Below are 19,995 nucleotides of genomic sequence, written 5' to 3'. Positions count from 1 at the left end.
ACGGTTTTCCGTTCGGAATTGCGCAAAACAAAATTATACTCGAGCCGAGGCGACAGCGCCGAAATGCACGTCGCCGGCCGCGATCGTCAAAACCGATCCCTCATCGTCGCGGATCACGAAACGGCAGTCCTCGTCAATGGTCTCGAAGACGCCGCGCACCACATTGCCGTCAACTCTGACAGCAACCTCGCCGCCGAGGCCCGCTGCGCGGCCAAGCCAGCGCTTTCTGATGGCATCGAGCCCGCGCCCGTCATCCCACAGCCGGGCATTCTCGCTCCAGGCATCCGAAAGCGCCAGGAACAGGGTTTCGGCGTCGCACTGGGCACCCAATGCCTGCAGTGATGTCGCCGGATAAGGCAGATCTTCCGGGTAGGCCACGACATTGACGCCGATGCCGACGGCGACCGCGAAGCGGCCGCCTTCCAGCATCGCCGATTCCAGCAATATGCCGGCGAGCTTGGCGCCCGAGGCCAGCACGTCGTTCGGCCATTTCAGCTCGAAACGGTTGCGGCCCTGGCTCGCGCCGTCGACGGCGACGGCGATCCGGCCCTTCGGCACGACGGCGTCGAGCGCGTCGGCCAGCGCCAGCCCCGCGACAAAGCCGAGCGTCGCGGCAAGCCGCAGCTCGCCGCCCGGAACCAGAAGCAGCGTCGCCGCAAGATTGCCTTCGGGTGTGGCCCAGACACGGCCACGGCGGCCGCGGCCGCTTTCCTGCTTCTTCGAAACGACCCAGAGCTTGCCGGGATCGCCGGCGCGCGCGTGTTCCAGCGCCAGCGCGTTGGTCGAGCCGACGCTGTCATGCGCTTCGAGCCGGAACCCATCCGACGCCGCGGTTGGAGCCAGTCGAAATGCCATCCCGTCAGAAGAAAGTCTTGGCGGCGGCTTCGGCATAGCTGCCGATCGGCCCGCCGATCAGCACGTAGAACAGCACGAAGGCGCCGCTGACGCCGAGCACCAGGCGCAGCTCGCTGGCCATCGGCACGAAACCGCCGACCGGCTCGTCGAACCACATGATCTTGATGATGCGCAGATAGTAGTAGGCGCCTACCACCGAGGCCAGCACGCCGATGATCGCCAGCGCGTAGAGATGCGCGTTGATGGCGGCCAGGAACACGTACCACTTCCCCCAGAAACCGGCGAGCGGCGGAATACCGGCCAGCGAGAACATCAGGATGGTGAGGATGGTGGCCATGATCGGGTTGGTCGAGGAAAGGCCGGCGAGATCGGCGATCTGCTCGACATTGCCCTCCTTGCGCCGCATGGCGAGGATGAAGGCGAAGGTGCCGAGCGTCATCACCAGATAGATCAGCATGTAGATGGCGACGCCGCGCACGCCGGCCTGGCTGTTGGCGGCAAGGCCGACCAGCGCGTAGCCCATATGGCCGATCGAGGAATAGGCCATCAGGCGCTTGATGTTGGTCTGGCCGATGGCCGCGAAGGCGCCGAGCGCCATCGAGGCGATCGAGATGAAGACGACGATCTGCTGCCAGTCCGAAGCGATCGGCTTGAAGGCGCCCATGGTGACGCGCACGATCAGCGCCATCGCCGCCATTTTCGGCGCGGCGGCCAGGAAGGCGGTGATCGGCGTCGGCGCACCCTCGTAGACGTCCGGCGTCCACATATGGAACGGCACGGCCGAGATCTTGAAGGCAAGGCCGGCGAGCACGAACACCAGACCGAAGACGAGGCCAAGCTGGCGCTCGCCGCTGGAGAGCGCCGTCGCGATCTCCTGGAAACCGGTATTGCCGGTGTAGCCGTAGACGAGGCTGATGCCGTAGAGCAGCATGCCCGACGACAGCGCGCCGAGGACGAAATATTTCAGGCCCGCCTCGGTCGAACGCAGATTGTCGCGGTTGATCGCCGCGAGCACGTAGATCGCCAGCGACTGCAGTTCGAGCCCGAGATAGAGCCCGATCATGCCGTTGGCCGAGATCATCAACAGCATGCCGAGCGTGCAGAGCAGGATAAGAACCGGGAATTCGAACTTGTCGAAATGCTCCTGGCGGGCGAAGCGCATCGACATGACCAGCGACACCGCGGAGCCGATCAGCGCCAGCATCTTCATGAAGGCGCTGAAGGAATCCTGGACGAAGGCGCCGCCATAGGCATCGCCCCGTCCGCCGGAGAAAGCGAGCCACAGGCCGGCCACCACCAGCACTATGACGGCCAGGCCGGTCACGGTCATGGTGTTGTTGGAGCGCGAATAGGCTCCGATCATCAGGAGCACCAGCGCGCCGACGGCCAGGATCAGTTCCGGCGTCGAGAGCGAAAGGCTGGAGAGAAGGTCCGGCGTCATGGTCTATTCCCCAGTCAGTTCGCCGCCGCGGTCTGCGCGGAATTGATGGATGCGGTGACGTTGGTGACGAGCGTCTTGACCGAAGCGGCTGTCGCGTCGAACACCGGCGCCGGGTAGACGCCGAAGAAGATCACCAGCACCACCAGCGGATAGACGATCGCCTTCTCGCGCGGCGACAGATCGAGCAGGTTCTTCAGGCTGTCCTTGGTCAGCGCGCCGAAGATCACCCGGCGATAGAGCCACAGCGCATAGGCCGCCGACAGGATGACGCCGGTGGCGGCGAAGAACGCCACCCAGGTGTTGACCTTGAACACGCCGAGCATGGTCAGGAATTCGCCGATGAAGCCGCTGGTGCCCGGAAGGCCGACATTGGCCATGGTGAAGATCATGAACACGGTGGCGTATTTCGGCATGTTGTTGACGAGGCCGCCATAGGCGTCGATCTCGCGCGTATGCATGCGGTCGTAGATGACGCCGACGCACAGGAACAGCGCGCCCGAGACGAGGCCGTGGCTGAGCATCTGGAAGATCGCGCCCTGCACGCCTTCCTGGTTCATCGCGAAGATGCCCATGGTGACGAAGCCCATGTGGGCTACCGACGAATAGGCGATCAGCTTCTTCATGTCCTCCTGCATCAGCGCCACCAGCGAGGTGTAGATGATGGCGACGACCGAGAGCGTGAACACCAACGGCGCGAACATCGCCGATGCCTCCGGGAACATCGGCAGCGAGAAGCGCAGGAAGCCGTACCCTCCCATCTTCAGGAGGATGCCGGCCAGGATGACCGAACCGGCGGTCGGCGCCTCGACGTGGGCGTCGGGCAGCCAGGTGTGCACCGGCCACATCGGCATCTTCACCGCGAAGGAGGCGAAGAAGGCGAGCCACAGCCAGGTCTGCATGCTGGCAGGGAAATTATGCGTCAAAAGCGTCGGGATATCGGTGGTTCCCGACTGGAAGAACATCGCCATGATGGCGAGCAGCATCAGCACCGAACCGGCGAGCGTATAGAGGAAGAACTTGAACGAGGCATAGACACGGCGCTTGCCGCCCCAGACGCCGATGATGATGAACATCGGGATCAGGCCGGCCTCGAAGAAGACGTAGAACAAGACGATGTCGAGCGCGCAGAACACGCCGATCATCAGCGTCTCGAGGATCAGGAAGGCGATCATATAGGCCTTGACCCGCTTCTCGATCGCTTCCCAGGAGGCCAGGATGCAGAACGGCATCAGGAAGGTGGTCAGGATGACGAACAGCATCGAAATGCCGTCGACGCCCATGTGGTAGGAGATGCCCGAATCCAGCCAGGCGTGTTTCTCGACGAACTGGAAGCCGGCCTGCGAATTGTCGAAGCCCGTCCAGATGAACAGCGAGATGACGAAGGTGAACGCCGTCGTGATAAAGGCGATGGCGCGGATGTTGCGGCGCGCGTTCTCATTGTCATCGTTGATGAACAGGATGAGCAGAACACCAACCAGCGGCAGGAAGGTGACCAGCGAGAGGATTGGCCAGTCGGTCATCAGAGCATCATCCAGGTGACGAGAGCGGCCACGCCGATCAGCATGGCGAAGGCGTAGTGATAGAGGTAGCCGGTCTGCAGCTTGACGACCCGGTTGGTGACGTCGACGACGCGCGCCGAGATGCCGTCCGGACCGAGCCCGTCGATGATCGTGCCGTCACCGGTCTTCCACAGGAAGCGGCCGAGGCGCTTGGCCGGCTGCACGAACAGGAAGTCGTAGAGCTCGTCGAAATACCACTTGTTTAGCAGGAAGGTGTAGAGGCCGCGATGCTGCGCCGCCAGTTCCTTCGGCGCCTCCGGCTTGCGGATATAGAACTGCCAGGCGACCAGCAGGCCGATCACCATGGCGACGAACGGCGCCAGTTCCACCCAGAGCGGCAATTCGTGGATCTCGTGCAGGATGTGGTTGTCCGGCAGCGTGAACAGCGACGCCTTCCAGAACTCGGCATAACCCTCGCCGATGAAGGCGCCGTGGAAGATGATACCCGCGAACAGCGCGCCGGCGGCCAGCACATAGAGCGGAACCAGCATCACAGGCGGCGATTCATGGACATGGTGCATGACCTCGTGGCTGGCGCGCGGCTCGCCGTGGAAGGTCATGAAGATCAAGCGCCAGGAGTAGAAGCTGGTGAAGCAGGCGGCGACCACCAGCAGGATAAAGGCGAAGCCGGCGACCGCATTGTGGCTGGCGAAGGAGGTTTCGATGATGGCGTCCTTGGAGAAGAAGCCGGCGGTGCCGATCACCGTCGCCGGAATGCCGACGCCGGTCAGCGCCAGTGTGCCGATGACCATCATCCAGTAAGTCTTCGGGATCAGATTGCGAAGGCCGCCCATCTTGCGCATGTCCTGCTCATCGGAGACAGCGTGGATGACCGAGCCGGAGCCGAGGAACAGCAGCGCCTTGAAGAACGCGTGCGTGAACAGGTGGAAGATCGCCGCGCCATAAGCGCCGACGCCGAGCGCCACGAACATATAGCCGAGCTGCGAGCAGGTCGAATAGGCTATGACGCGCTTGATGTCGTTCTGGACCAGGCCGACCGTCGCCGCGAAGAAGGCGGTGAAGGCGCCGATGAAGGTGACGACGGTCAGCGCCGTATGCGACAGCTCGAACAGCGGCGAGAGCCTTGCCAGCATGAACACGCCGGCGGTCACCATGGTCGCCGCGTGGATGAGCGCGGAGACCGGCGTCGGGCCTTCCATGGCGTCCGGCAGCCAGGTGTGCAGCGGCACCTGCGCCGACTTGCCCATGGCGCCCATGAAGAGCAGCAGGCAGACCACGGTCAGCGCCGACTGCTTGTCGAGCGCGTGGCCGAGGAAAGTGAGCACGGCAGCGCCCGCCGGCGCGCCTTCGGCCGGCAGGAAGGAGGCCGCATTGGCGAAGATGGTGCCGAGATTGACCGAGCCGAACAGCACGAACACCCCGAAGATGCCGAGCGCGAAGCCGAAGTCGCCGACGCGGTTGACGACGAAAGCCTTGATCGCCGCCGCATTGGCCGACGGCTTCTTGTACCAGAAGCCGATCAAGAGATAGGAGGCAAGACCGACGCCTTCCCAGCCGAAGAACATCTGGATGAGGTTGTCGGCGGTCACCAGCATCAGCATCGCGAAGGTGAACAGCGACAGATAGGCAAAGAAGCGCGGCCGGTTCGGATCGTGGTGCATGTAGCCGATCGAGTAGATATGGACCAGCGCCGACACCGTGTTGACGACGACCAGCATCACCACCGTCAGCGTATCGATCCTCAGCGCCCACGACGCATCGATGCCGCCCGACTGGATCCAGCGCAGCACCGGCACTGTGAACACCTCGCCATGGCCGAAGCCGACGGTGAAGAAGGCGATCCACGACAGCACCGCCGCGATCACCAGGAAGCCGGAGGTGATGTATTCGGAAGCCTTGGCGCCGAGCGAGTTGCCGAACAGGCCGACAATCAGGAAGCCGAGCAGCGGAAGGAAGACGATAGCCTGATACATGATGGTTCCCGTCAACCCTTCATCGCGCTCACGTCTTCGACCGCGATCGAGCCGCGGTTGCGGAAGAAGACGACAAGAATGGCAAGACCGATCGCGGCTTCAGCGGCCGCGACCGTCAGCACGAACAGGGCGAAGATCTGTCCGACGAGATCATGCAGCGCCGCCGAGAACGCGACGAAGTTGATGTTGACCGCAAGCAGGATGAGCTCGACCGACATCAGGATGACGATGATGTTGCGGCGGTTCAGGAAGATGCCGAACACGCCGAGCGTGAACAGGATCGCCGATACGGTCAGATAATGTGCAATGCCGACGACCATCTCAGATACCCTCGCCCGATTTGACCTTGCGGATTTCCATGCCCGTCGCCGGCGTGCGGCCGACCTGCGCGGCGATCGACTGCCGCTTGACGCCTTCCTTGTGGCGCAGCGTCAAGACGATGGCGCCGATCATGGCGACCAGCAGCACCAGGCCGGAAATCTGGAAATAATAGAGATAGTCCGTATAGAGGATGTCGCCGAGCGCCGCCGTGTTGGAGCGCGTGGCGAGATCCGGCGTTGCCTTGGCGACCGTCGAGGCAAGCTGCGGCGCGAATGTGTAGCCGCCGAGCACGACGATCAGCTCCGCCGCCAGGATCAGCCCGACCAGCGCGCCGATCGGCGCGTATTGCAGCGCGCCCTGCTTCATCTCGGCGAAGTCGACGTCGAGCATCATGACGACGAACAGGAACAGCACCATCACCGCGCCGACATAGACGACGAGCAGGATCATCGCCAGGAACTCGGCGCCGGTCAGCATGAACAGGCCCGCGGCGTTGAAGAAGGTGAGGATCAGGAACAGCACGGAATGCACGGGGTTGCGCGACGAAATGACCATGAAGGCCGACGCCACGGCGATAAAGGCGAAGAGGTAGAAAAAGGCCGCCTCTAGTCCACTCAGCATGGGTTCCCCCGGGTTCCTGTCGGATTGGACATTCGCCCTCTCCGTTGTCTGTGGCTTCGTTCCGCCTCCGGTAGCGAAGCCGCGTGTTCCTTAGACGAGGCCCCTCGCCCCGTCCATGCGTCAAATGTCAGCGATAGGGCGAGTCGAGCGCGATGTTGCGCGCCAGCTCCCGCTCCCAGCGATCGCCGTTCGCGAGCAGCTTTTCCTTGTTGTAGTAGAGCTCCTCGCGCGTCTCGGTCGCGAATTCGAAGTTCGGCCCCTCGACGATGGCATCGACCGGGCAGGCTTCCTGGCAGAAGCCGCAATAGATGCACTTCACCATGTCGATGTCGTAGCGCACGGTGCGGCGCGTGCCGTCATTGCGGCGCGGCCCGGCTTCGATGGTGATGGCCTGCGCCGGGCAGATCGCTTCGCAGAGCTTGCAGGCGATGCAGCGTTCCTCGCCGTTCGGGTAACGGCGCAGCGCATGCTCGCCACGAAAGCGCGGGCTGGTCGGCCCCTTCTCATGCGGATAGTTGATCGTTTCCTTCGGCGCGAAGAACTGGCGCATCGAAAGGAAGAAGGCGCTGACGAAATCCTTCAGCAGCAGCGACTTTGCGGCTTGGGCCAGAGCGGACATCACGCAAACCCCGTGATCTTGAGGAAGGCCGCGGTGGCCACGACCATGAACAGCGAGATCGGCAGGAACACTTTCCAGCCCAGCCGCATCAGCTGGTCGTAGCGGTAGCGCGGCACGAAAGCCTTCACCATCGAGAACATGAAGAACATCAGGCAGATCTTCAGCACGAACCAGATAACGCCCGGCACCCAGGTGAAGGGCGCGAAGTTGAACGGTGGCAGCCAGCCGCCGAGGAACAGGATGGTCGCCAGCGCGCACATCAGGACGACGGCGACATACTCGCCGAGGAAGAAGAGCAGGAACGGCGTCGACGAGTATTCGACCATATGGCCGGCGACGAGTTCCGATTCCGCCTCCACAAGATCGAAAGGCGGGCGGTTGGTCTCGGCCAGCGCCGAGATGAAGAACACCACGAACATCGGCAGCAGCGACAGCCAGTGCCAGTCGAGGAAGGTGTTGGGCAGGCCGAGCTTGGTGCCGAGACCGTCCTGCTGCGACATGACGATGTCGGAGAGGTTGAGCGAGCCGACGCAGAGCAGCACGGTGACGATGACGAAGCCGATCGAGACTTCGTAGGACACCATCTGCGCGGCCGAGCGCAGCGCGCCGAGGAACGGGTATTTGGAGTTCGAGGCCCAGCCGCCCATGATCACGCCATAGACCTCAAGCGAGGAGATGGCGAAGACATAGAGGATGCCGACATTGATGTTGGCGATCGCCCATCCCTCGTTGACCGGAATGACCGCCCAGGCCGAGATCGCCAGCACCGCCGACACCAGCGGCGCCAGGAGGAACACGCCCTTGTTGGCGCCCGACGGGATCACCGGCTCCTTGAAGACGAATTTCAGAAGATCGGCAAAGGCCTGCAGCGTTCCCCACGGACCGACGACGTTCGGGCCGCGACGCAATTGCACCGCCGCCCAGATCTTGCGGTCGGCATAGAGCAGGTAGGCGACGCCGATCAGAAGCACGACGATCAGCACGACCGACTTCAGAAGGATCAGCAGCGCCGGCAGCACATAGATTGAGAGGAAGGTGTCCATGCTTATTCCGCCGCCTGCTTGAAGCCGCTCTTGGCCAGCGCCGAGCATTCGGCCATCACGGCCGACGCCCGCGCGATCGGGTTGGTCAGATAAAAGTCCTTCACCGGCGAGGTGAAGGTTCCCTTGTTCAGCCGGCCGCCGAGCTTCGCCGCCTTGGCGACATCGTCGGCGCTGCCCGCCTGCACCTGATCGATGCGGGCGAGATGCGGGAACTCGCCATAGAGCTTGGCGCGCAGCTGCGCCAGCGAATCGAAGGGCAGCTTCTTGCCGAGCACGTCGGAGAGCGCCCGCAGGATCGCCCAGTCCTCGCGCGCCTCGCCAGGGGCGAAGCCGGCGCGGTTGGTCTGCTGCACGCGGCCTTCCGTGTTGACATAGGTGCCGGACTTCTCGGTGTAGGCGGCGGCCGGCAGGATGACATTGGCGCGATGCGCGCCGGCATCGCCATGCGTGCCGATATAGACGACGAAGGCGCCGCCGGTCCTGGCCATGTCGATCTCGTCGGCGCCAAGCAGGAAGAGCACATCGGTATCGCCCAGCATGCCGGCGACATCCTTGCCACCCTCGCCCGGCACGAAGCCGACATCGAGGCCGCCGACTCTTGCCGCGGCGTTGTGCAGCACCGCAAAGCCGTTCCAGTCGGCGGTGACCGCGTTGACGGCGGCCGCGAGCTTTGCCGCCTGGCCGAGCACCGCCGCGCCGTCCGTGCGCGCCAGCGCGCCCTGGCCGACGATGATCAGCGGATGTGTGGCCTTGCTCAGCACCTCGAAGAATTTGCCGTTGCCGTCGGCCAGACCCTTCAGGGATTCGGGGCCGGCGCCGATCAGCTCATAGTCATAGCGGGTGTCGCCGATCTCGCCGATCACGCCGACCGGCAGGTTGCCGACGCGCCAGCGCTTGCGGATGCGGGCATTGAGCACCGAGGCTTCGAAGCGCGGATTGGCGCCGATGATCAGCACCGCGTCGGCCTGCTCGATGCCTTCGATGGTCGGATTGAAGATGTAGCTGGCGCGGCCGAGCGACGGATCGAGCGCGGCACCATCCTGGCGGCAGTCGATGTTCTTCGAGCCGAGCGCCGCCATCAAAAGCTTGAGCGCGTAGATTTCCTCGACCGCCGCGAGGTCGCCGGCGATCGCGCCGATCCGCTCGGGCGTCGGCCTGCCCACCTCGTCCTTGATGGCGGCGAAGGCTTCCGCCCAGCTTGCCGGTGCCAGCTTGCCGTTCTTGCGCACATAGGGGCGGTCGAGGCGCTGCGTGCGCAGGCCGTCCCAGATGAAGCGGGTCTTGTCGGAAATCCACTCCTCGTTCACCGCCTCGTTGACACGCGGCAGGATGCGCATCACCTCGCGACCGCGGCTGTCGACGCGGATCGCCGAGCCGACTGCGTCCATGACGTCGATCGATTCCGTCTTGGTCAGTTCCCACGGCCGCGCCTGGAACGCGAACGGCTTTGAGGTCAGCGCGCCGACCGGGCAAAGGTCGATGACATTGCCCTGTAGCTCGGAGGTCATCGCCTGTTCGAGATAGGTGGTGATCTCGGCATCCTCGCCGCGGCCGATCAGTCCGAGCTCGGAAATGCCGGCGACCTCGGTGGTGAAGCGGACGCAGCGCGTACAATGGATGCAGCGGTTCATCACCGTCTTGACCAGCGGGCCGATATACTTGTCTTCGACCGCGCGCTTGTTCTCGTGATAGCGCGAGGAATCGACGCCGAAGGCCATCGCCTGGTCCTGCAGGTCGCATTCGCCGCCCTGGTCGCAGATCGGGCAATCGAGCGGATGGTTGATCAGCAGGAATTCCATCACGCCTTCGCGAGCCTTCTTGACCATCGGCGTGTTGGTGAAGATTTCCGGCGGCTCGCCATTCGGGCCGGGGCGCAGGTCGCGCACGCCCATGGCGCAGGACGCCTGCGGCTTGGGCGGGCCGCCCTTCACCTCGATCAGGCACATGCGGCAATTGCCAGCGATCGACAGCCGCTCGTGGAAGCAGAAGCGCGGCACTTCCGCGCCGGCGTCCTCAGCCGCCTGCAGCAGCGTGTAATGGTCGGGTACCGTGATCTCTTTCCCGTCGACCTTTAGCTTTGCCATTCGCCTCAAACCCCTGCGGATGTCCGCAATCTATCTTTCCGGGCGCGACTCTAGGCGCGCCCGGTATTTCAATTCACTTAGCCGCGAGCGCCGCCGCTTGCGCAGTCCAGTCGTCGCGGCCGATGCGGCCGGCGAGCGACAGGTAATCTTCCACCCAGGCGATCTCTTCCGACGTCCAGGCGGCGATCTGGCCATAGGTCCAGATGCCGAGACCGTTGAGCACCTTCTCCAGCTTCGGTCCGATGCCCGAAATCGCCTTCAGGTCCGACGGCTTCGCAGGCTTGTCGACCGCCTTCGGCTGCCTGAAATCCTCCGGCATCAGCCCGCTCACAGCCGGTTGGGCGACAATATCGGCCCCGGTCGCGTCGAGCGCCTTCTCGGTCGCGTTCGCCGCGATATCGGTCACGTCCCGGGCGAAGGTCTGCGCCCTGGCGATCAGCGTCTCGGTCGCCTTGCGCGCCTTGGACGCGTTGGCGGCCGCTTCGTTTTGCGCCTCGAGATCGTCGAGGAACGGCTGGAACATGCGCTGCGAAGCTTCCAGCGCGCCGGTGAAGGCGCCCATCCACATGCCGACGGCATGGTTGGCGAGACCGATGCTGAGCGCCGACATCGCCGCGGCACCCGCGACCGGATGCGCCAGAAGGTTGACGGCGCTGGCCATCTCCTTCGGCATCATCTTGGTCAGGTCCTGGTTCATCTTCTCGAGTTGGTCCAAATCAGGCATGAACGAGTAGGGTATCGAATACGGCGCCATAGAAATCTCCTGGTCGTTTCTTCGTGTGCCCGCCCCTGCTGTCAGTCTTGGGCTTGCGCCCGTATTTCAAAGTCCTATTCCGCCGCCACCATCACCGGCTCGACCCGGTGCGCGTTGCGCGAAAACTCGTCGATGCGGCGCTCCACCTCGCCGCGGAAATGCCGCATCAGGCCCTGGATCGGCCAGGCGGCCGCGTCCCCCAGCGCGCAGATCGTGTGACCCTCGACCTGCTTGGTGACGTCGAGCAGCATGTCGATCTCGCGCTTCTGCGCCTCGCCGCGCACCAGACGCTCCATGACCCGCCACATCCAGCCGGTGCCTTCTCGGCACGGCGTGCACTGGCCGCAACTCTCATGCTTGTAGAAGTAGGAAAGCCTGGCGATCGCCTTCACGATATCCGTCGACTTGTCCATGACGATGACAGCCGCCGTGCCGAGGCCGGATTTCAAGTCGCGCAGCGCGTCGAAATCCATCGGCGCGTCCATGATCTGCTCGGCCGGCACCAGCGGCACCGAAGCGCCGCCCGGGATGACCGCGAGCAGATTGTCCCAGCCGCCGCGGATGCCGCCGCAATGCTCCTCGATCAATTCGCGGAACGGGATCGACATCGCTTCTTCGAAAGTGCACGGATTGTTGACGTGGCCGGACACGCAGAACAGCTTGGTACCGGCGTTGTTCGGGCGGCCGAAGGACGAGAACCAAGCGGCGCCGCGGCGCAGGATGGTCGGCGCCACCGCGATCGACTCGACGTTGTTGACGGTGGTCGGGCAGCCATAGAGGCCGACATTGGCCGGGAATGGCGGCTTCAGCCTCGGCTGGCCCTTCTTGCCCTCCAGGCTTTCGAGCAGCGCGGTCTCCTCGCCGCAGATATAGGCGCCGGCGCCGTGATGCATGTAGACTTCGAAGTCGTAGCCGGAGGTGTTGTTCTTGCCGATCAGCTTGGCCGCGTAAGCCTCGTCGATGGCGCGCTGCAGCGCCTCGCGCTCGCGGATGAACTCGCCGCGCACATAGATGTAGGCGGCGATCGCGCCCATGGCGAAGCCGGCGACCAGCGCGCCCTCGACCAGCGTGTGCGGATCGTTGCGCAGGATATCGCGGTCCTTGCAGGTGCCCGGCTCGGATTCGTCGGCGTTGATGACGAGATAGCTCGGCCGGCCGTCGCTCTGCTTCGGCATGAACGACCATTTCAATCCGGTCGGGAAGCCGGCGCCGCCGCGGCCGCGCAGGCCGGACGCCTTCATCTCGTTGACGATCCAGTCGCGCCCCTTGGCGACGAGGCCGGGCGTATCGTCCCAGATGCCGCGCGACTGCGCGCCGGCCAGCGACTTGTCGAACAGGCCGTAGATGTTGGTGAAGATGCGGTCTTTGTCCTGAAGCATTTCTCGTCCCTCAGACCGGCTTCTTGCCGAAGACGCGGATGTATTCGGCGACGCCGCCCTTGGCGAGCGCCTTGGCCTGTTTCACCCAGTCGTCGCGATCGATGCGGCCGTGGAAGCTGAGATAGCCGTCGACCCATTCGCGCTCGGCTTTCTTCCAGGAGGCGACCTGCGCGAAGGTGTAAATGCCCAACGAATGCAGGGTGCCTTCGATCTTCGGGCCGACGCCGGAGATCAGCTTGAGATCGTCGACCGTTGCCGGGCGCTCGATGCCGGCGGGCCGGTTTTTGTCGTCGAGTGAAGGTTTCGCCGTCTGGGCGACAGGCTGCTTGGTTTCCGGCGCCTTGAAAGCGGTGGCCGGTTCGGCCTTCGTCTTCGGCCCGCTGCGTGGCTTGGAAACCGCCTCGACTTCCGGATCGGCCTGGTTGGCGTTGGCGGCCGAATGGCGCGGCGCCCTGACGCTGGCGCCGTTCTCGGTGGCCGGGGCGACTTTGACCGGCGACGGCGTGTTGAGCGCCGGGCTGGTTTCAGCCGCATGGGTCTTCGGCTTGCTGGATTTTGACGGCGCAACCGGGCCTGAGGCGGCCGGCGCCGAAGCTGCTGGCGCAGCGGATGCCGGGGCCGCGGCCGCCTGCGAGACGACGGCGACGGGACCAGCAGCCGGCGCTGCCGCGGCGGCATCCTTGGCGACCTTCGCCGCCGCCTTGGCTTCCTTGTCACGCGTCGATTTCAGGATCGCCTTTTCGCTGGTCAGCGTCTTCAAGCCACCGGCCGGCTCGGAGCCGTGGCGGCCGTTCTGCGGTCCAGGCTTGACCTCGGCGCCCTTGCCGGCGTCATAGAGATCGATGATCTCTGCCAGCCGCTCGGGCGTCAGGTCCTCGAACGTGTCCTTGAAGATCATCACCATCGGCGCGTTGACGCAGGCGCCGAGGCATTCGACCTCCTCCCACGACAGCGTGCCCTTGTCGTTGGTGTGGAACTGGTCGTGATGGATTTTCGAACGGCACACATCCATCAGCGCTTCCGAGCCGCGCAGCATGCAGGGCGTGGTGCCGCAGACCTGGATATGGGCGCGGGTGCCGACCGGATTGAGCTGGTACTGCGTGTAGAAGGTCGCAACTTCGAGGCCGCGGATGCGCGGCATGCCGAGCATGTCGGAGATCTTCTCGATCGCCGCCTTGGTGACCCAGCCTTCCTGCTCCTGCGCGATCATCAGCAGCGGGATAATGGCCGACTGCTCGCGCCCCTTCGGGTATTTGGCGATCCACTGCTGCGCCGCCGCCGCGTTCGCCTTGTTGAAGGCAAAGGAGGCTGGCTGGACGCTGGCATCTGCGAGACGGCGGACTGACATTTAGCGATCGACCTCACCAAACACGATGTCGAGGGAGCCAAGCACGGCGGTGACGTCGGCCAGCATGTGGCCGCGGCACAGGAAGTCCATGGCCTGCAGATGCGCGAAACCGGGCGCGCGCAGCTTGCAGCGATAGGGCTTGTTGGTGCCGTCGGAGACCATGTAGACGCCGAACTCGCCCTTCGGCGCCTCGACGGCCGCATACACCTCGCCGGCCGGCACGCGATAGCCCTCGGTGTAGAGCTTGAAGTGGTGGATGAGCGCTTCCATCGATCGCTTCATCGCCTGGCGCTTGGGCGGCACCACCTTGCCGTCGAGGTTAGACACCGGGCCGGCGCTTTCGTTGCCGAGCAGGAGATCGACGCACTGGCGCATGATCCTGGCCGACTGACGCATCTCTTCCATGCGCACCAGGTAACGGTCGTAGCAATCGCCGTTCTTGCCGATCGGGATGTCGAAATCCATCTCGGAATAGCATTCATAGGGCTGCGATTTGCGCAGGTCCCAGGCAGCGCCCGAGCCGCGCACCATCACGCCCGAAAAGCCCCAGGCCCAGGCGTCGGCCAGCGACACGATGCCGATATCGACATTGCGCTGCTTGAAGATGCGGTTGCCGGTCAAAAGCGCATCGAGATCGTCGATCGACTTCAGGAACGGATCGATCCACTTGCCGATATCCTCGACCAGCTTCTGCGGCAGGTCCTGGTGCACGCCGCCCGGCCGGAAATAGGCCGCATGCATGCGCGAGCCGGAGGCGCGCTCGTAGAACACCATCAGCTTTTCGCGCTCGACGAAGCCCCACAGCGGCGGCGTCAGCGCGCCGACGTCCATCGCCTGCGTGGTCACATTGAGGATGTGCGACATGATGCGGCCCATCTCGGAATAGAGCACGCGGATCAACTGACCGCGCTTCGGCACCTCGATGCCGAGCAGCCGCTCGGCGGCCAAAGCGAAGGCATGCTCCTGGTTCATCGGCGCGCAATAGTCGAGCCGGTCCAGATAAGGCACGGCCTGCAGATAGGTCTTGGCCTCGATCAGCTTTTCGGTGCCGCGGTGAAGCAGCCCGATATGCGGATCGACGCGGTCGACCACCTCGCCATCCAGCTCCAGCACCAGCCGCAAAACGCCATGCGCCGCAGGGTGCTGCGGACCGAAGTTGATGTTGAAGTTGCGGACGGAGGTTTCAGCCATTGTGGCGCCTCAATTCGTCTTGGCTTTTTCATCCCCGGGCAGGACGTAGTCCGTCCCTTCCCAAGGAGAAAGAAAATCAAAATTGCGGAATTCCTGCTTGAGCTCGACCGGCTCGTAGATGACCCGCTTGGCCTCGTCGTCGTAACGAACCTCGACGAAGCCGGTCAGCGGGAAATCCTTGCGCAGCGGATGGCCCTCGAAACCATAGTCGGTGAGAATGCGGCGCAGGTCCGGATGGCCCGAAAACAGCACGCCGTAAAGGTCGTAGGTCTCGCGCTCGAACCAGTCGGCACCGGGATAGACGCCGGTCAGCGACGGCACCAGCGTCTCTTCGTCGGCCTGGACCTTGAGCCGGATGCGCACATTCTGCTTCGGCGACAACAGGTGATAGACGACGTCGAAGCGCCTGGCGCGCGACGGGTAGTCCGCTCCGCAGACGTCGATGATCGAGATGAACTGGCAGCGCGGATCGTCGCGCAGGAAGGTCGCCACCTCGTTGAGATTGCCCGGCTCGACGGGCACGGTCAGCTCGCCATAAGCAAGCACGGCTTCGCCGATGCGGCCGGAGAGCTTCTCGCCGAGATAGGTGGAGAGTTCGTTCAACGCCAGGGTCATCGGCTCACCGCTCGATCGTGCCGGTGCGGCGGATCTTCTTCTGCAGAAGGAGAATGCCGTAGAGCAGCGCTTCCGCGCTCGGCGGACAGCCGGGCACATAGATGTCGACCGGCACGACGCGGTCGCAGCCGCGCACCACCGAATAGGAATAGTGGTAATAGCCGCCGCCATTTGCGCAGGAGCCCATCGATATGACGTAGCGCGGCTCCGGCATCTGGTCGTAGACCTTGCGCAGCGCCGGCGCCATCTTGTTGGTCAGCGTGCCGGCGACGATCATGATGTCGGACTGGCGCGGCGACGCGCGCGGCGCGACGCCGAAACGCTCCGAGTCATAGCGCGGCATCGAGGTGTGGATCATCTCGACCGCGCAGCAGGCGAGACCGAAGGTCATGAACATCAGCGAGCCGCTGCGCGCCCAGGTGATCAGCGCTTCGGTCGAGGTGACAAGGAAACCCCTGTCGGCCAGCTCATTGTTGATTTCGAGGAAGAAGGGATCGTCCTCCCCCACCGGCCTGCCGGTATTGGGGTCGATGATGCCCTTGGGCTTCGGCGCGACGAGGGTGCCTGAACTGTCGTTCAATCCCATTCCAGCGCTCCTTTTTTCCATTCATAGGCAAAACCGATGGTCAGCACCGCCAAGAACACCATCATTGACCAGAAGCCGAGCATGCCGACCTTGGAGAAGGAGACCGCCCACGGGAACAGGAAGGCGACCTCGAGATCGAAGATGATGAACAGGATCGACACCAGGTAGAAGCGGATGTCGAATTTCATACGGGCGTCGTCAAATGAGTTGAAGCCGCATTCGTAGGCGGAAAGCTTTTCCGGGTCGGGATTGCGGTAGGCCACCAGGAACGGCGCTATGAGCAGCGCAAGGCCGACGACCAGCGCCACGGCGATGAACAGGACGATCGGCAGATATGAACTCAGGAGTGCGCTCATGCGGCGGCTTTCCTTAGGCGGGCAGTTCACTTTGATTACAGCAACGAACTCTAATGCGGAAGCGTGACAGTTTAACCGCTGAACCGTTTTAAGGGGCCCATGCTGCAACGCGGCGAGGGTTAGCGCAGCGGTTTCGGTGACGCAAGTCAAACCTTGTTCAATTCGCGGCCCTGGACGCCTTATCGGAAGAAACTGGTCCGATCCGCTCCTGTTTGATTTCCTTCGCTTTTTACTCCACTTTTCTCTCCTGACATATCTCCCGCCATTTGCCTGCTAGCATCGTCGGAATCACCGGCTAAAAATGCGGCAAATGATCAGGGCAAGGACGCCTCGATGAAGGACAAGATTTCGCTGGCCATGGCGAGGCGCATTGCGCTCGGAGCGCAGGGATTCAAGGACCCTAGGCCCGGCGGCGTTCCGGATCGCCGCCACCTTGCGCGCGTGCTTTCACGAACCGGCCTGTTGCAGATCGATTCCGTCAGCGCCGTGGTGCGTGCTCATTATATGCCGCTCTATTCTCGCCTCGGCCCCTACCCGCTTGCGCTGCTCGACAACGCCGCGGTCAGCCGCAAGCGCGCGGTCTTTGAATATTGGGCGCATGAGGCGTCGTTCCTGCCTGTCGAAACCTACCCTTTGATGCGCTGGCGCATGCTGCGCGCCGAGCAGGGCGACGAGATGTATCTCGGCCTGGCGAAATGGGGCCGGGAGCGCAAGGCGATGATCGACGAGATTTATGCGCAGGTCGCCGAACGCGGCCCGATCGCCGCGTCCGACATCGAAGGCCACAAGGGCAATGGCGGCTGGTGGGGCTGGAGCGAGGCCAAGCACGCATTCGAATGGCTGTTCTGGGCCGGACGCATCACCACCGCCTACCGGCGCGGCTTCGAACGCTATTACGACCTGCCCGAGCGCGTTTTGCCGCAGGCTGTGCTCGACCTTCCCGTACCCTCGGTCGAGGACGCGCATCGCGAATTGCTGCGCATCTCGGCCCGCGCCCATGGCATCGCCACCTATGGCGACCTCCGCGACTATTTTCGTCTCGCGCCGGGCGATACGAAAGACCGCATCGAGGAACTGGTCGAAGCGGGCGAACTGCTGCCTGTGACGGTGGAGAGTTGGGACAAGACCGCCTATCTCCACAAGGACGCCCGCTTTCCGCGTCGGATAGAGGCACGCGCCCTGCTCGCCCCGTTCGATCCATTGGTTTTCGAACGCACGCGCACCGAAAAGCTGTTCAATTTCCGCTACCGTATCGAGATATACACGCCGGCCGAAAAGCGCCAATACGGCTACTACGTGCTGCCCTTCCTGCTTGGCGACCGCATCGTCGCCCGCGTCGATCTGAGGGCCGATCGGCCGGCAAGCGTGCTGCGCGTCCATGCCGCCTACGCCGAGACCGGCGCTCCCGCCGAAACGGCGGCCCAACTCTTCGACGAACTGCAGCAAATGCAGGGCTGGCTCGGCCTGGGAGCGATCGAAGTGACGCCGGCCGGCGACCTAGGACCGGCGCTGGCCGACATCGTGATGTCGTAGCCGTGCGTTGACAGGCACCCGGCCGTAAGCCTAAATCCGCCGCAGACGGTCTTCTCCCGGCAAAGGGAGGAGCCAAGAGGGAATGCGGTGCGGGCCAACACCCAAATCCGCGGCTGTCCCCGCAACTGTAAGCGACGAGCCCCGGCCGAAAACCACTGGGATGTTCCCGGGAAGGCGGCATTCAAGGCGACGACTCGCGAGCCAGGAGACCTGCCGTCTGAGACTTTAAGTATCCGAATGCCCGGCGGGTTTTCCGGGCAAGGAGCCTGGTTTTGGATCGCAACGGCAGTTTCCCGGCAAATAGTGCGGATATTTCGTCCGAGCCCGACGCGCTGGCCGGCGCGACCGTCATCGTGTGCTCCTCCTGCCGCGACGAAACCGGCTCGGACGCCCATCCGCGTGCCGGCGCGCTGCTCGCCGAGGACACGCGCCGGGCTGCCTCCGGCGAAAACATCAACATCCGCACGGTCGAATGCCTCGGCAATTGCAAGCGCCGGCTCAGCGCCGCGCTGCTGCGCGACGGCTGCTGGAGCTATGTCTTCGGCGATCTGAATGCCACCAGCGGCACCGACCTCGTTGCCGGTGCGAAACTCTTCGCCACCTCGACTGACGGCCTGATTCCCTGGCGCGGCCGGCCCGATTCTCTCAAGCGCGGCCTCGTTGCCCGCATCCCTCCCCTCGACATGCTGAAGGACCGACCATGAACGCTTCCGTTTCCCGCGTGCCCTGTACCGTCGTCACCGGCTTCCTCGGCGCCGGCAAGACGACGCTGATCCGCAACCTGCTGGAGAACGCCAAGGGCAAGCGGCTGGCGATCATCGTCAACGAGTTCGGCGATGTCGGCATCGACGGCGAGATCCTGAAAGGCTGCGGCGTCGACACCTGCCCGGAGGAAAACATCGTCGAGCTCGCCAATGGCTGCATCTGCTGCACCGTCGCCGACGATTTCGTGCCGGCGCTCGACCAGATCCTGTCGCTCAACCCCAAGGTCGATCACATCCTGATCGAGACCTCCGGCCTCGCTTTGCCGAAGCCGCTCGTCCAGGCTTTCCAGTGGCCGAGCGTGAAGAGCCGCGTGACGGTCGATGGGGTCATTGCCGTGGTCGACGGTCCGGCGCTGGCCGACGGCCGTGTCGCTTCCGACATGAATGCCCTGCAGGCGCAGCGCGCCGCGGACGTGACGCTCGACCATGACGATCCGGTCGAAGAGGTATTCGAGGACCAGATCGCCTGCGCCGACCTGATCATCCTGTCGAAGAGCGACCTGATGGATGCGGCCGGGTCGCAGCGTGCGAACGCCGTCATCGGCAAGCATGTCGCGCGCGCCGTGAAGGTCGTTCCGACCGCGCAGGGCAAGGTCGACCCGTCGGTAATGCTCGGCCTCGGGCTCGCCGTCGAGGACGACATCGAGAACCGCAAGACCCATCACGACGACGAGCTCGACCATGAGCACGACGATTTCGATTCCTTCGTCATCGACATCCCGTCGGTCGCCAATCCCGACGAGTTGGCCGAGCGCGTCGCCCTTGCCGCCGAGCAGGAAAACGTGCTGCGCGTCAAAGGCTTCGTCGAGGTTGGCGGCAAGCCGATGCGGCTTTTGCTCCAGGCCGTCGGCCCGCGCGTCAACCACTATTACGACCGCGCCTGGACGGCCGAGGACGACCGCCGCTCGCGGCTCGTCGTCATCGGCCTCAAGGGACTGAACCGCCCGGCGATCGAGCGTATCCTCGCCGGCTGAGGCCAACACCAAAAAGCG

Annotated in this window: 19 protein-coding genes and 1 riboswitch; of the genes, 3 read left to right on the top strand and 16 right to left on the bottom strand. The window is 64.0% G+C overall.

Annotated features, from left to right (window positions below; translation table 11 throughout):
* Positions 1 to 33: 33 nt before the first annotated feature.
* The 16 genes from FJ957_RS05470 to FJ957_RS05395 all read right to left on the bottom strand — a co-directional run bounded on the left by FJ957_RS05470 (position 34) and on the right by FJ957_RS05395 (position 16,706).
* On the bottom strand, positions 34 to 855 hold the full coding sequence (locus tag FJ957_RS05470; protein WP_140829312.1) for a biotin--[acetyl-CoA-carboxylase] ligase: 822 nt from the start codon (positions 853 to 855) through the stop codon (positions 34 to 36).
* 4 nt (positions 856 to 859) lie between these two features.
* A complete protein-coding gene (gene nuoN, locus FJ957_RS05465; RefSeq protein ID WP_140829311.1) occupies positions 860 to 2,296 on the bottom strand; it encodes an NADH-quinone oxidoreductase subunit NuoN in 1,437 nt (478 codons plus the stop codon).
* Positions 2,297 to 2,310: 14 nt separating this feature from the next.
* Entirely contained in the window at positions 2,311 to 3,816 is a 1,506-nt protein-coding gene (locus FJ957_RS05460) for an NADH-quinone oxidoreductase subunit M (RefSeq protein ID WP_140829309.1), read from the bottom strand.
* The gene (gene nuoL, locus FJ957_RS05455; protein ID WP_140829305.1) at positions 3,816 to 5,789 is read right to left on the bottom strand and encodes an NADH-quinone oxidoreductase subunit L; all 1,974 of its coding nucleotides are present in this window, start codon (positions 5,787 to 5,789) and stop codon (positions 3,816 to 3,818) included. The genes FJ957_RS05460 and nuoL overlap by 1 nt, the downstream gene beginning before the upstream one ends.
* 11 nt (positions 5,790 to 5,800) lie before the next feature.
* Positions 5,801 to 6,109 (bottom strand): NADH-quinone oxidoreductase subunit NuoK, encoded by a 309-nt coding sequence (nuoK, locus tag FJ957_RS05450; protein ID WP_140829301.1) that lies wholly within the window; start codon positions 6,107 to 6,109, stop codon positions 5,801 to 5,803.
* 1 nt (position 6,110) lies between these two features.
* Positions 6,111 to 6,731: an NADH-quinone oxidoreductase subunit J gene (locus FJ957_RS05445; protein WP_140683782.1), complete on the bottom strand. Its 621-nt coding sequence runs from the start codon at positions 6,729 to 6,731 to the stop codon at positions 6,111 to 6,113.
* A 127-nt stretch (positions 6,732 to 6,858) separates the two neighbouring features.
* Positions 6,859 to 7,350 (bottom strand): NADH-quinone oxidoreductase subunit NuoI, encoded by a 492-nt coding sequence (gene nuoI / locus FJ957_RS05440; protein ID WP_042643165.1) that lies wholly within the window; start codon positions 7,348 to 7,350, stop codon positions 6,859 to 6,861.
* Entirely contained in the window at positions 7,350 to 8,393 is a 1,044-nt protein-coding gene (nuoH, locus tag FJ957_RS05435) for an NADH-quinone oxidoreductase subunit NuoH (protein WP_140829297.1), read from the bottom strand. The genes nuoI and nuoH overlap by 1 nt, the downstream gene beginning before the upstream one ends.
* 2 nt (positions 8,394 to 8,395) lie before the next feature.
* Positions 8,396 to 10,477 (bottom strand): NADH-quinone oxidoreductase subunit NuoG, encoded by a 2,082-nt coding sequence (nuoG, locus tag FJ957_RS05430; protein ID WP_140829294.1) that lies wholly within the window; start codon positions 10,475 to 10,477, stop codon positions 8,396 to 8,398.
* A gap of 73 nt (positions 10,478 to 10,550) precedes the next feature.
* Complete coding sequence (locus tag FJ957_RS05425) at positions 10,551 to 11,231, bottom strand: NADH-ubiquinone dehydrogenase (protein ID WP_140829292.1); 681 nt, start codon at positions 11,229 to 11,231, stop codon at positions 10,551 to 10,553.
* A gap of 74 nt (positions 11,232 to 11,305) precedes the next feature.
* Positions 11,306 to 12,610 carry an NADH-quinone oxidoreductase subunit NuoF gene (gene nuoF / locus FJ957_RS05420; RefSeq protein ID WP_140829290.1) on the bottom strand — a complete coding sequence of 435 codons (1,305 nt, stop codon included), beginning with the start codon at positions 12,608 to 12,610 and terminating at the stop codon, positions 11,306 to 11,308.
* Between the two features lie 10 nt (positions 12,611 to 12,620).
* Positions 12,621 to 13,958 carry an NADH-quinone oxidoreductase subunit E gene (locus tag FJ957_RS05415; protein ID WP_140829288.1) on the bottom strand — a complete coding sequence of 446 codons (1,338 nt, stop codon included), beginning with the start codon at positions 13,956 to 13,958 and terminating at the stop codon, positions 12,621 to 12,623.
* On the bottom strand, positions 13,959 to 15,149 hold the full coding sequence (locus tag FJ957_RS05410) for an NADH-quinone oxidoreductase subunit D (RefSeq protein WP_140829284.1): 1,191 nt from the start codon (positions 15,147 to 15,149) through the stop codon (positions 13,959 to 13,961).
* A 9-nt stretch (positions 15,150 to 15,158) separates the two neighbouring features.
* Positions 15,159 to 15,764, bottom strand: a complete 606-nt coding sequence (locus FJ957_RS05405; RefSeq protein WP_140829281.1) for an NADH-quinone oxidoreductase subunit C — start codon at positions 15,762 to 15,764, stop codon at positions 15,159 to 15,161.
* Between the two features lie 4 nt (positions 15,765 to 15,768).
* Positions 15,769 to 16,350 (bottom strand): NADH-quinone oxidoreductase subunit B, encoded by a 582-nt coding sequence (locus FJ957_RS05400; protein WP_140829280.1) that lies wholly within the window; start codon positions 16,348 to 16,350, stop codon positions 15,769 to 15,771.
* Positions 16,341 to 16,706, bottom strand: coding sequence for an NADH-quinone oxidoreductase subunit A (locus FJ957_RS05395; RefSeq protein WP_140644309.1), 366 nt, complete (start codon positions 16,704 to 16,706; stop codon positions 16,341 to 16,343). Before FJ957_RS05395 ends, FJ957_RS05400 begins: the two co-directional genes overlap by 10 nt.
* Before the next feature lie 333 nt (positions 16,707 to 17,039).
* Between FJ957_RS05395 and FJ957_RS05390 the strand changes: the two genes are divergently transcribed.
* From FJ957_RS05390 to cobW, 3 genes are all read left to right on the top strand, one after another.
* Entirely contained in the window at positions 17,040 to 18,239 is a 1,200-nt protein-coding gene (locus FJ957_RS05390; protein ID WP_140829278.1) for a winged helix-turn-helix domain-containing protein, read from the top strand.
* 29 nt (positions 18,240 to 18,268) lie between these two features.
* Positions 18,269 to 18,472: riboswitch (cobalamin riboswitch) on the top strand.
* 39 nt (positions 18,473 to 18,511) lie between these two features.
* Positions 18,512 to 18,943 (top strand): DUF1636 family protein, encoded by a 432-nt coding sequence (locus FJ957_RS05385; RefSeq protein WP_140829276.1) that lies wholly within the window; start codon positions 18,512 to 18,514, stop codon positions 18,941 to 18,943.
* Positions 18,940 to 19,977: a cobalamin biosynthesis protein CobW gene (cobW, locus tag FJ957_RS05380; RefSeq protein ID WP_140829272.1), complete on the top strand. Its 1,038-nt coding sequence runs from the start codon at positions 18,940 to 18,942 to the stop codon at positions 19,975 to 19,977. Before FJ957_RS05385 ends, cobW begins: the two co-directional genes overlap by 4 nt.
* Positions 19,978 to 19,995 lie beyond the last annotated feature (18 nt).

It is taken from the genome of Mesorhizobium sp. B2-4-6, from assembly GCF_006442775.1.
Classification (GTDB): Bacteria; Pseudomonadota; Alphaproteobacteria; order Rhizobiales; family Rhizobiaceae; genus Mesorhizobium.
This window is presented reverse-complemented; position numbering and strand designations above follow the sequence as displayed.

What these genes read in the sequence shown, in the direction of transcription:
- FJ957_RS05470 (WP_140829312.1), bottom strand. Translation starts at nt 855, where the DNA reads ATGGCATTTCGACTGGCTCCAACCGCGGCGTCGGATGGGTTCCGGCTC.
- nuoN (WP_140829311.1), bottom strand. Translation starts at nt 2,296, where the DNA reads ATGACGCCGGACCTTCTCTCCAGCCTTTCGCTCTCGACGCCGGAACTG.
- FJ957_RS05460 (WP_140829309.1), bottom strand. Translation starts at nt 3,816, where the DNA reads ATGACCGACTGGCCAATCCTCTCGCTGGTCACCTTCCTGCCGCTGGTT.
- nuoL (WP_140829305.1), bottom strand. Translation starts at nt 5,789, where the DNA reads ATGTATCAGGCTATCGTCTTCCTTCCGCTGCTCGGCTTCCTGATTGTC.
- nuoK (WP_140829301.1), bottom strand. Translation starts at nt 6,109, where the DNA reads ATGGTCGTCGGCATTGCACATTATCTGACCGTATCGGCGATCCTGTTC.
- FJ957_RS05445 (WP_140683782.1), bottom strand. Translation starts at nt 6,731, where the DNA reads ATGCTGAGTGGACTAGAGGCGGCCTTTTTCTACCTCTTCGCCTTTATC.
- nuoI (WP_042643165.1), bottom strand. Translation starts at nt 7,350, where the DNA reads ATGTCCGCTCTGGCCCAAGCCGCAAAGTCGCTGCTGCTGAAGGATTTC.
- nuoH (WP_140829297.1), bottom strand. Translation starts at nt 8,393, where the DNA reads ATGGACACCTTCCTCTCAATCTATGTGCTGCCGGCGCTGCTGATCCTT.
- nuoG (WP_140829294.1), bottom strand. Translation starts at nt 10,477, where the DNA reads ATGGCAAAGCTAAAGGTCGACGGGAAAGAGATCACGGTACCCGACCAT.
- FJ957_RS05425 (WP_140829292.1), bottom strand. Translation starts at nt 11,231, where the DNA reads ATGGCGCCGTATTCGATACCCTACTCGTTCATGCCTGATTTGGACCAA.
- nuoF (WP_140829290.1), bottom strand. Translation starts at nt 12,610, where the DNA reads ATGCTTCAGGACAAAGACCGCATCTTCACCAACATCTACGGCCTGTTC.
- FJ957_RS05415 (WP_140829288.1), bottom strand. Translation starts at nt 13,958, where the DNA reads ATGTCAGTCCGCCGTCTCGCAGATGCCAGCGTCCAGCCAGCCTCCTTT.
- FJ957_RS05410 (WP_140829284.1), bottom strand. Translation starts at nt 15,149, where the DNA reads ATGGCTGAAACCTCCGTCCGCAACTTCAACATCAACTTCGGTCCGCAG.
- FJ957_RS05405 (WP_140829281.1), bottom strand. Translation starts at nt 15,764, where the DNA reads ATGACCCTGGCGTTGAACGAACTCTCCACCTATCTCGGCGAGAAGCTC.
- FJ957_RS05400 (WP_140829280.1), bottom strand. Translation starts at nt 16,350, where the DNA reads ATGGGATTGAACGACAGTTCAGGCACCCTCGTCGCGCCGAAGCCCAAG.
- FJ957_RS05395 (WP_140644309.1), bottom strand. Translation starts at nt 16,706, where the DNA reads ATGAGCGCACTCCTGAGTTCATATCTGCCGATCGTCCTGTTCATCGCC.
- FJ957_RS05390 (WP_140829278.1), top strand. Translation starts at nt 17,040, where the DNA reads ATGAAGGACAAGATTTCGCTGGCCATGGCGAGGCGCATTGCGCTCGGA.
- cobW (WP_140829272.1), top strand. Translation starts at nt 18,940, where the DNA reads ATGAACGCTTCCGTTTCCCGCGTGCCCTGTACCGTCGTCACCGGCTTC.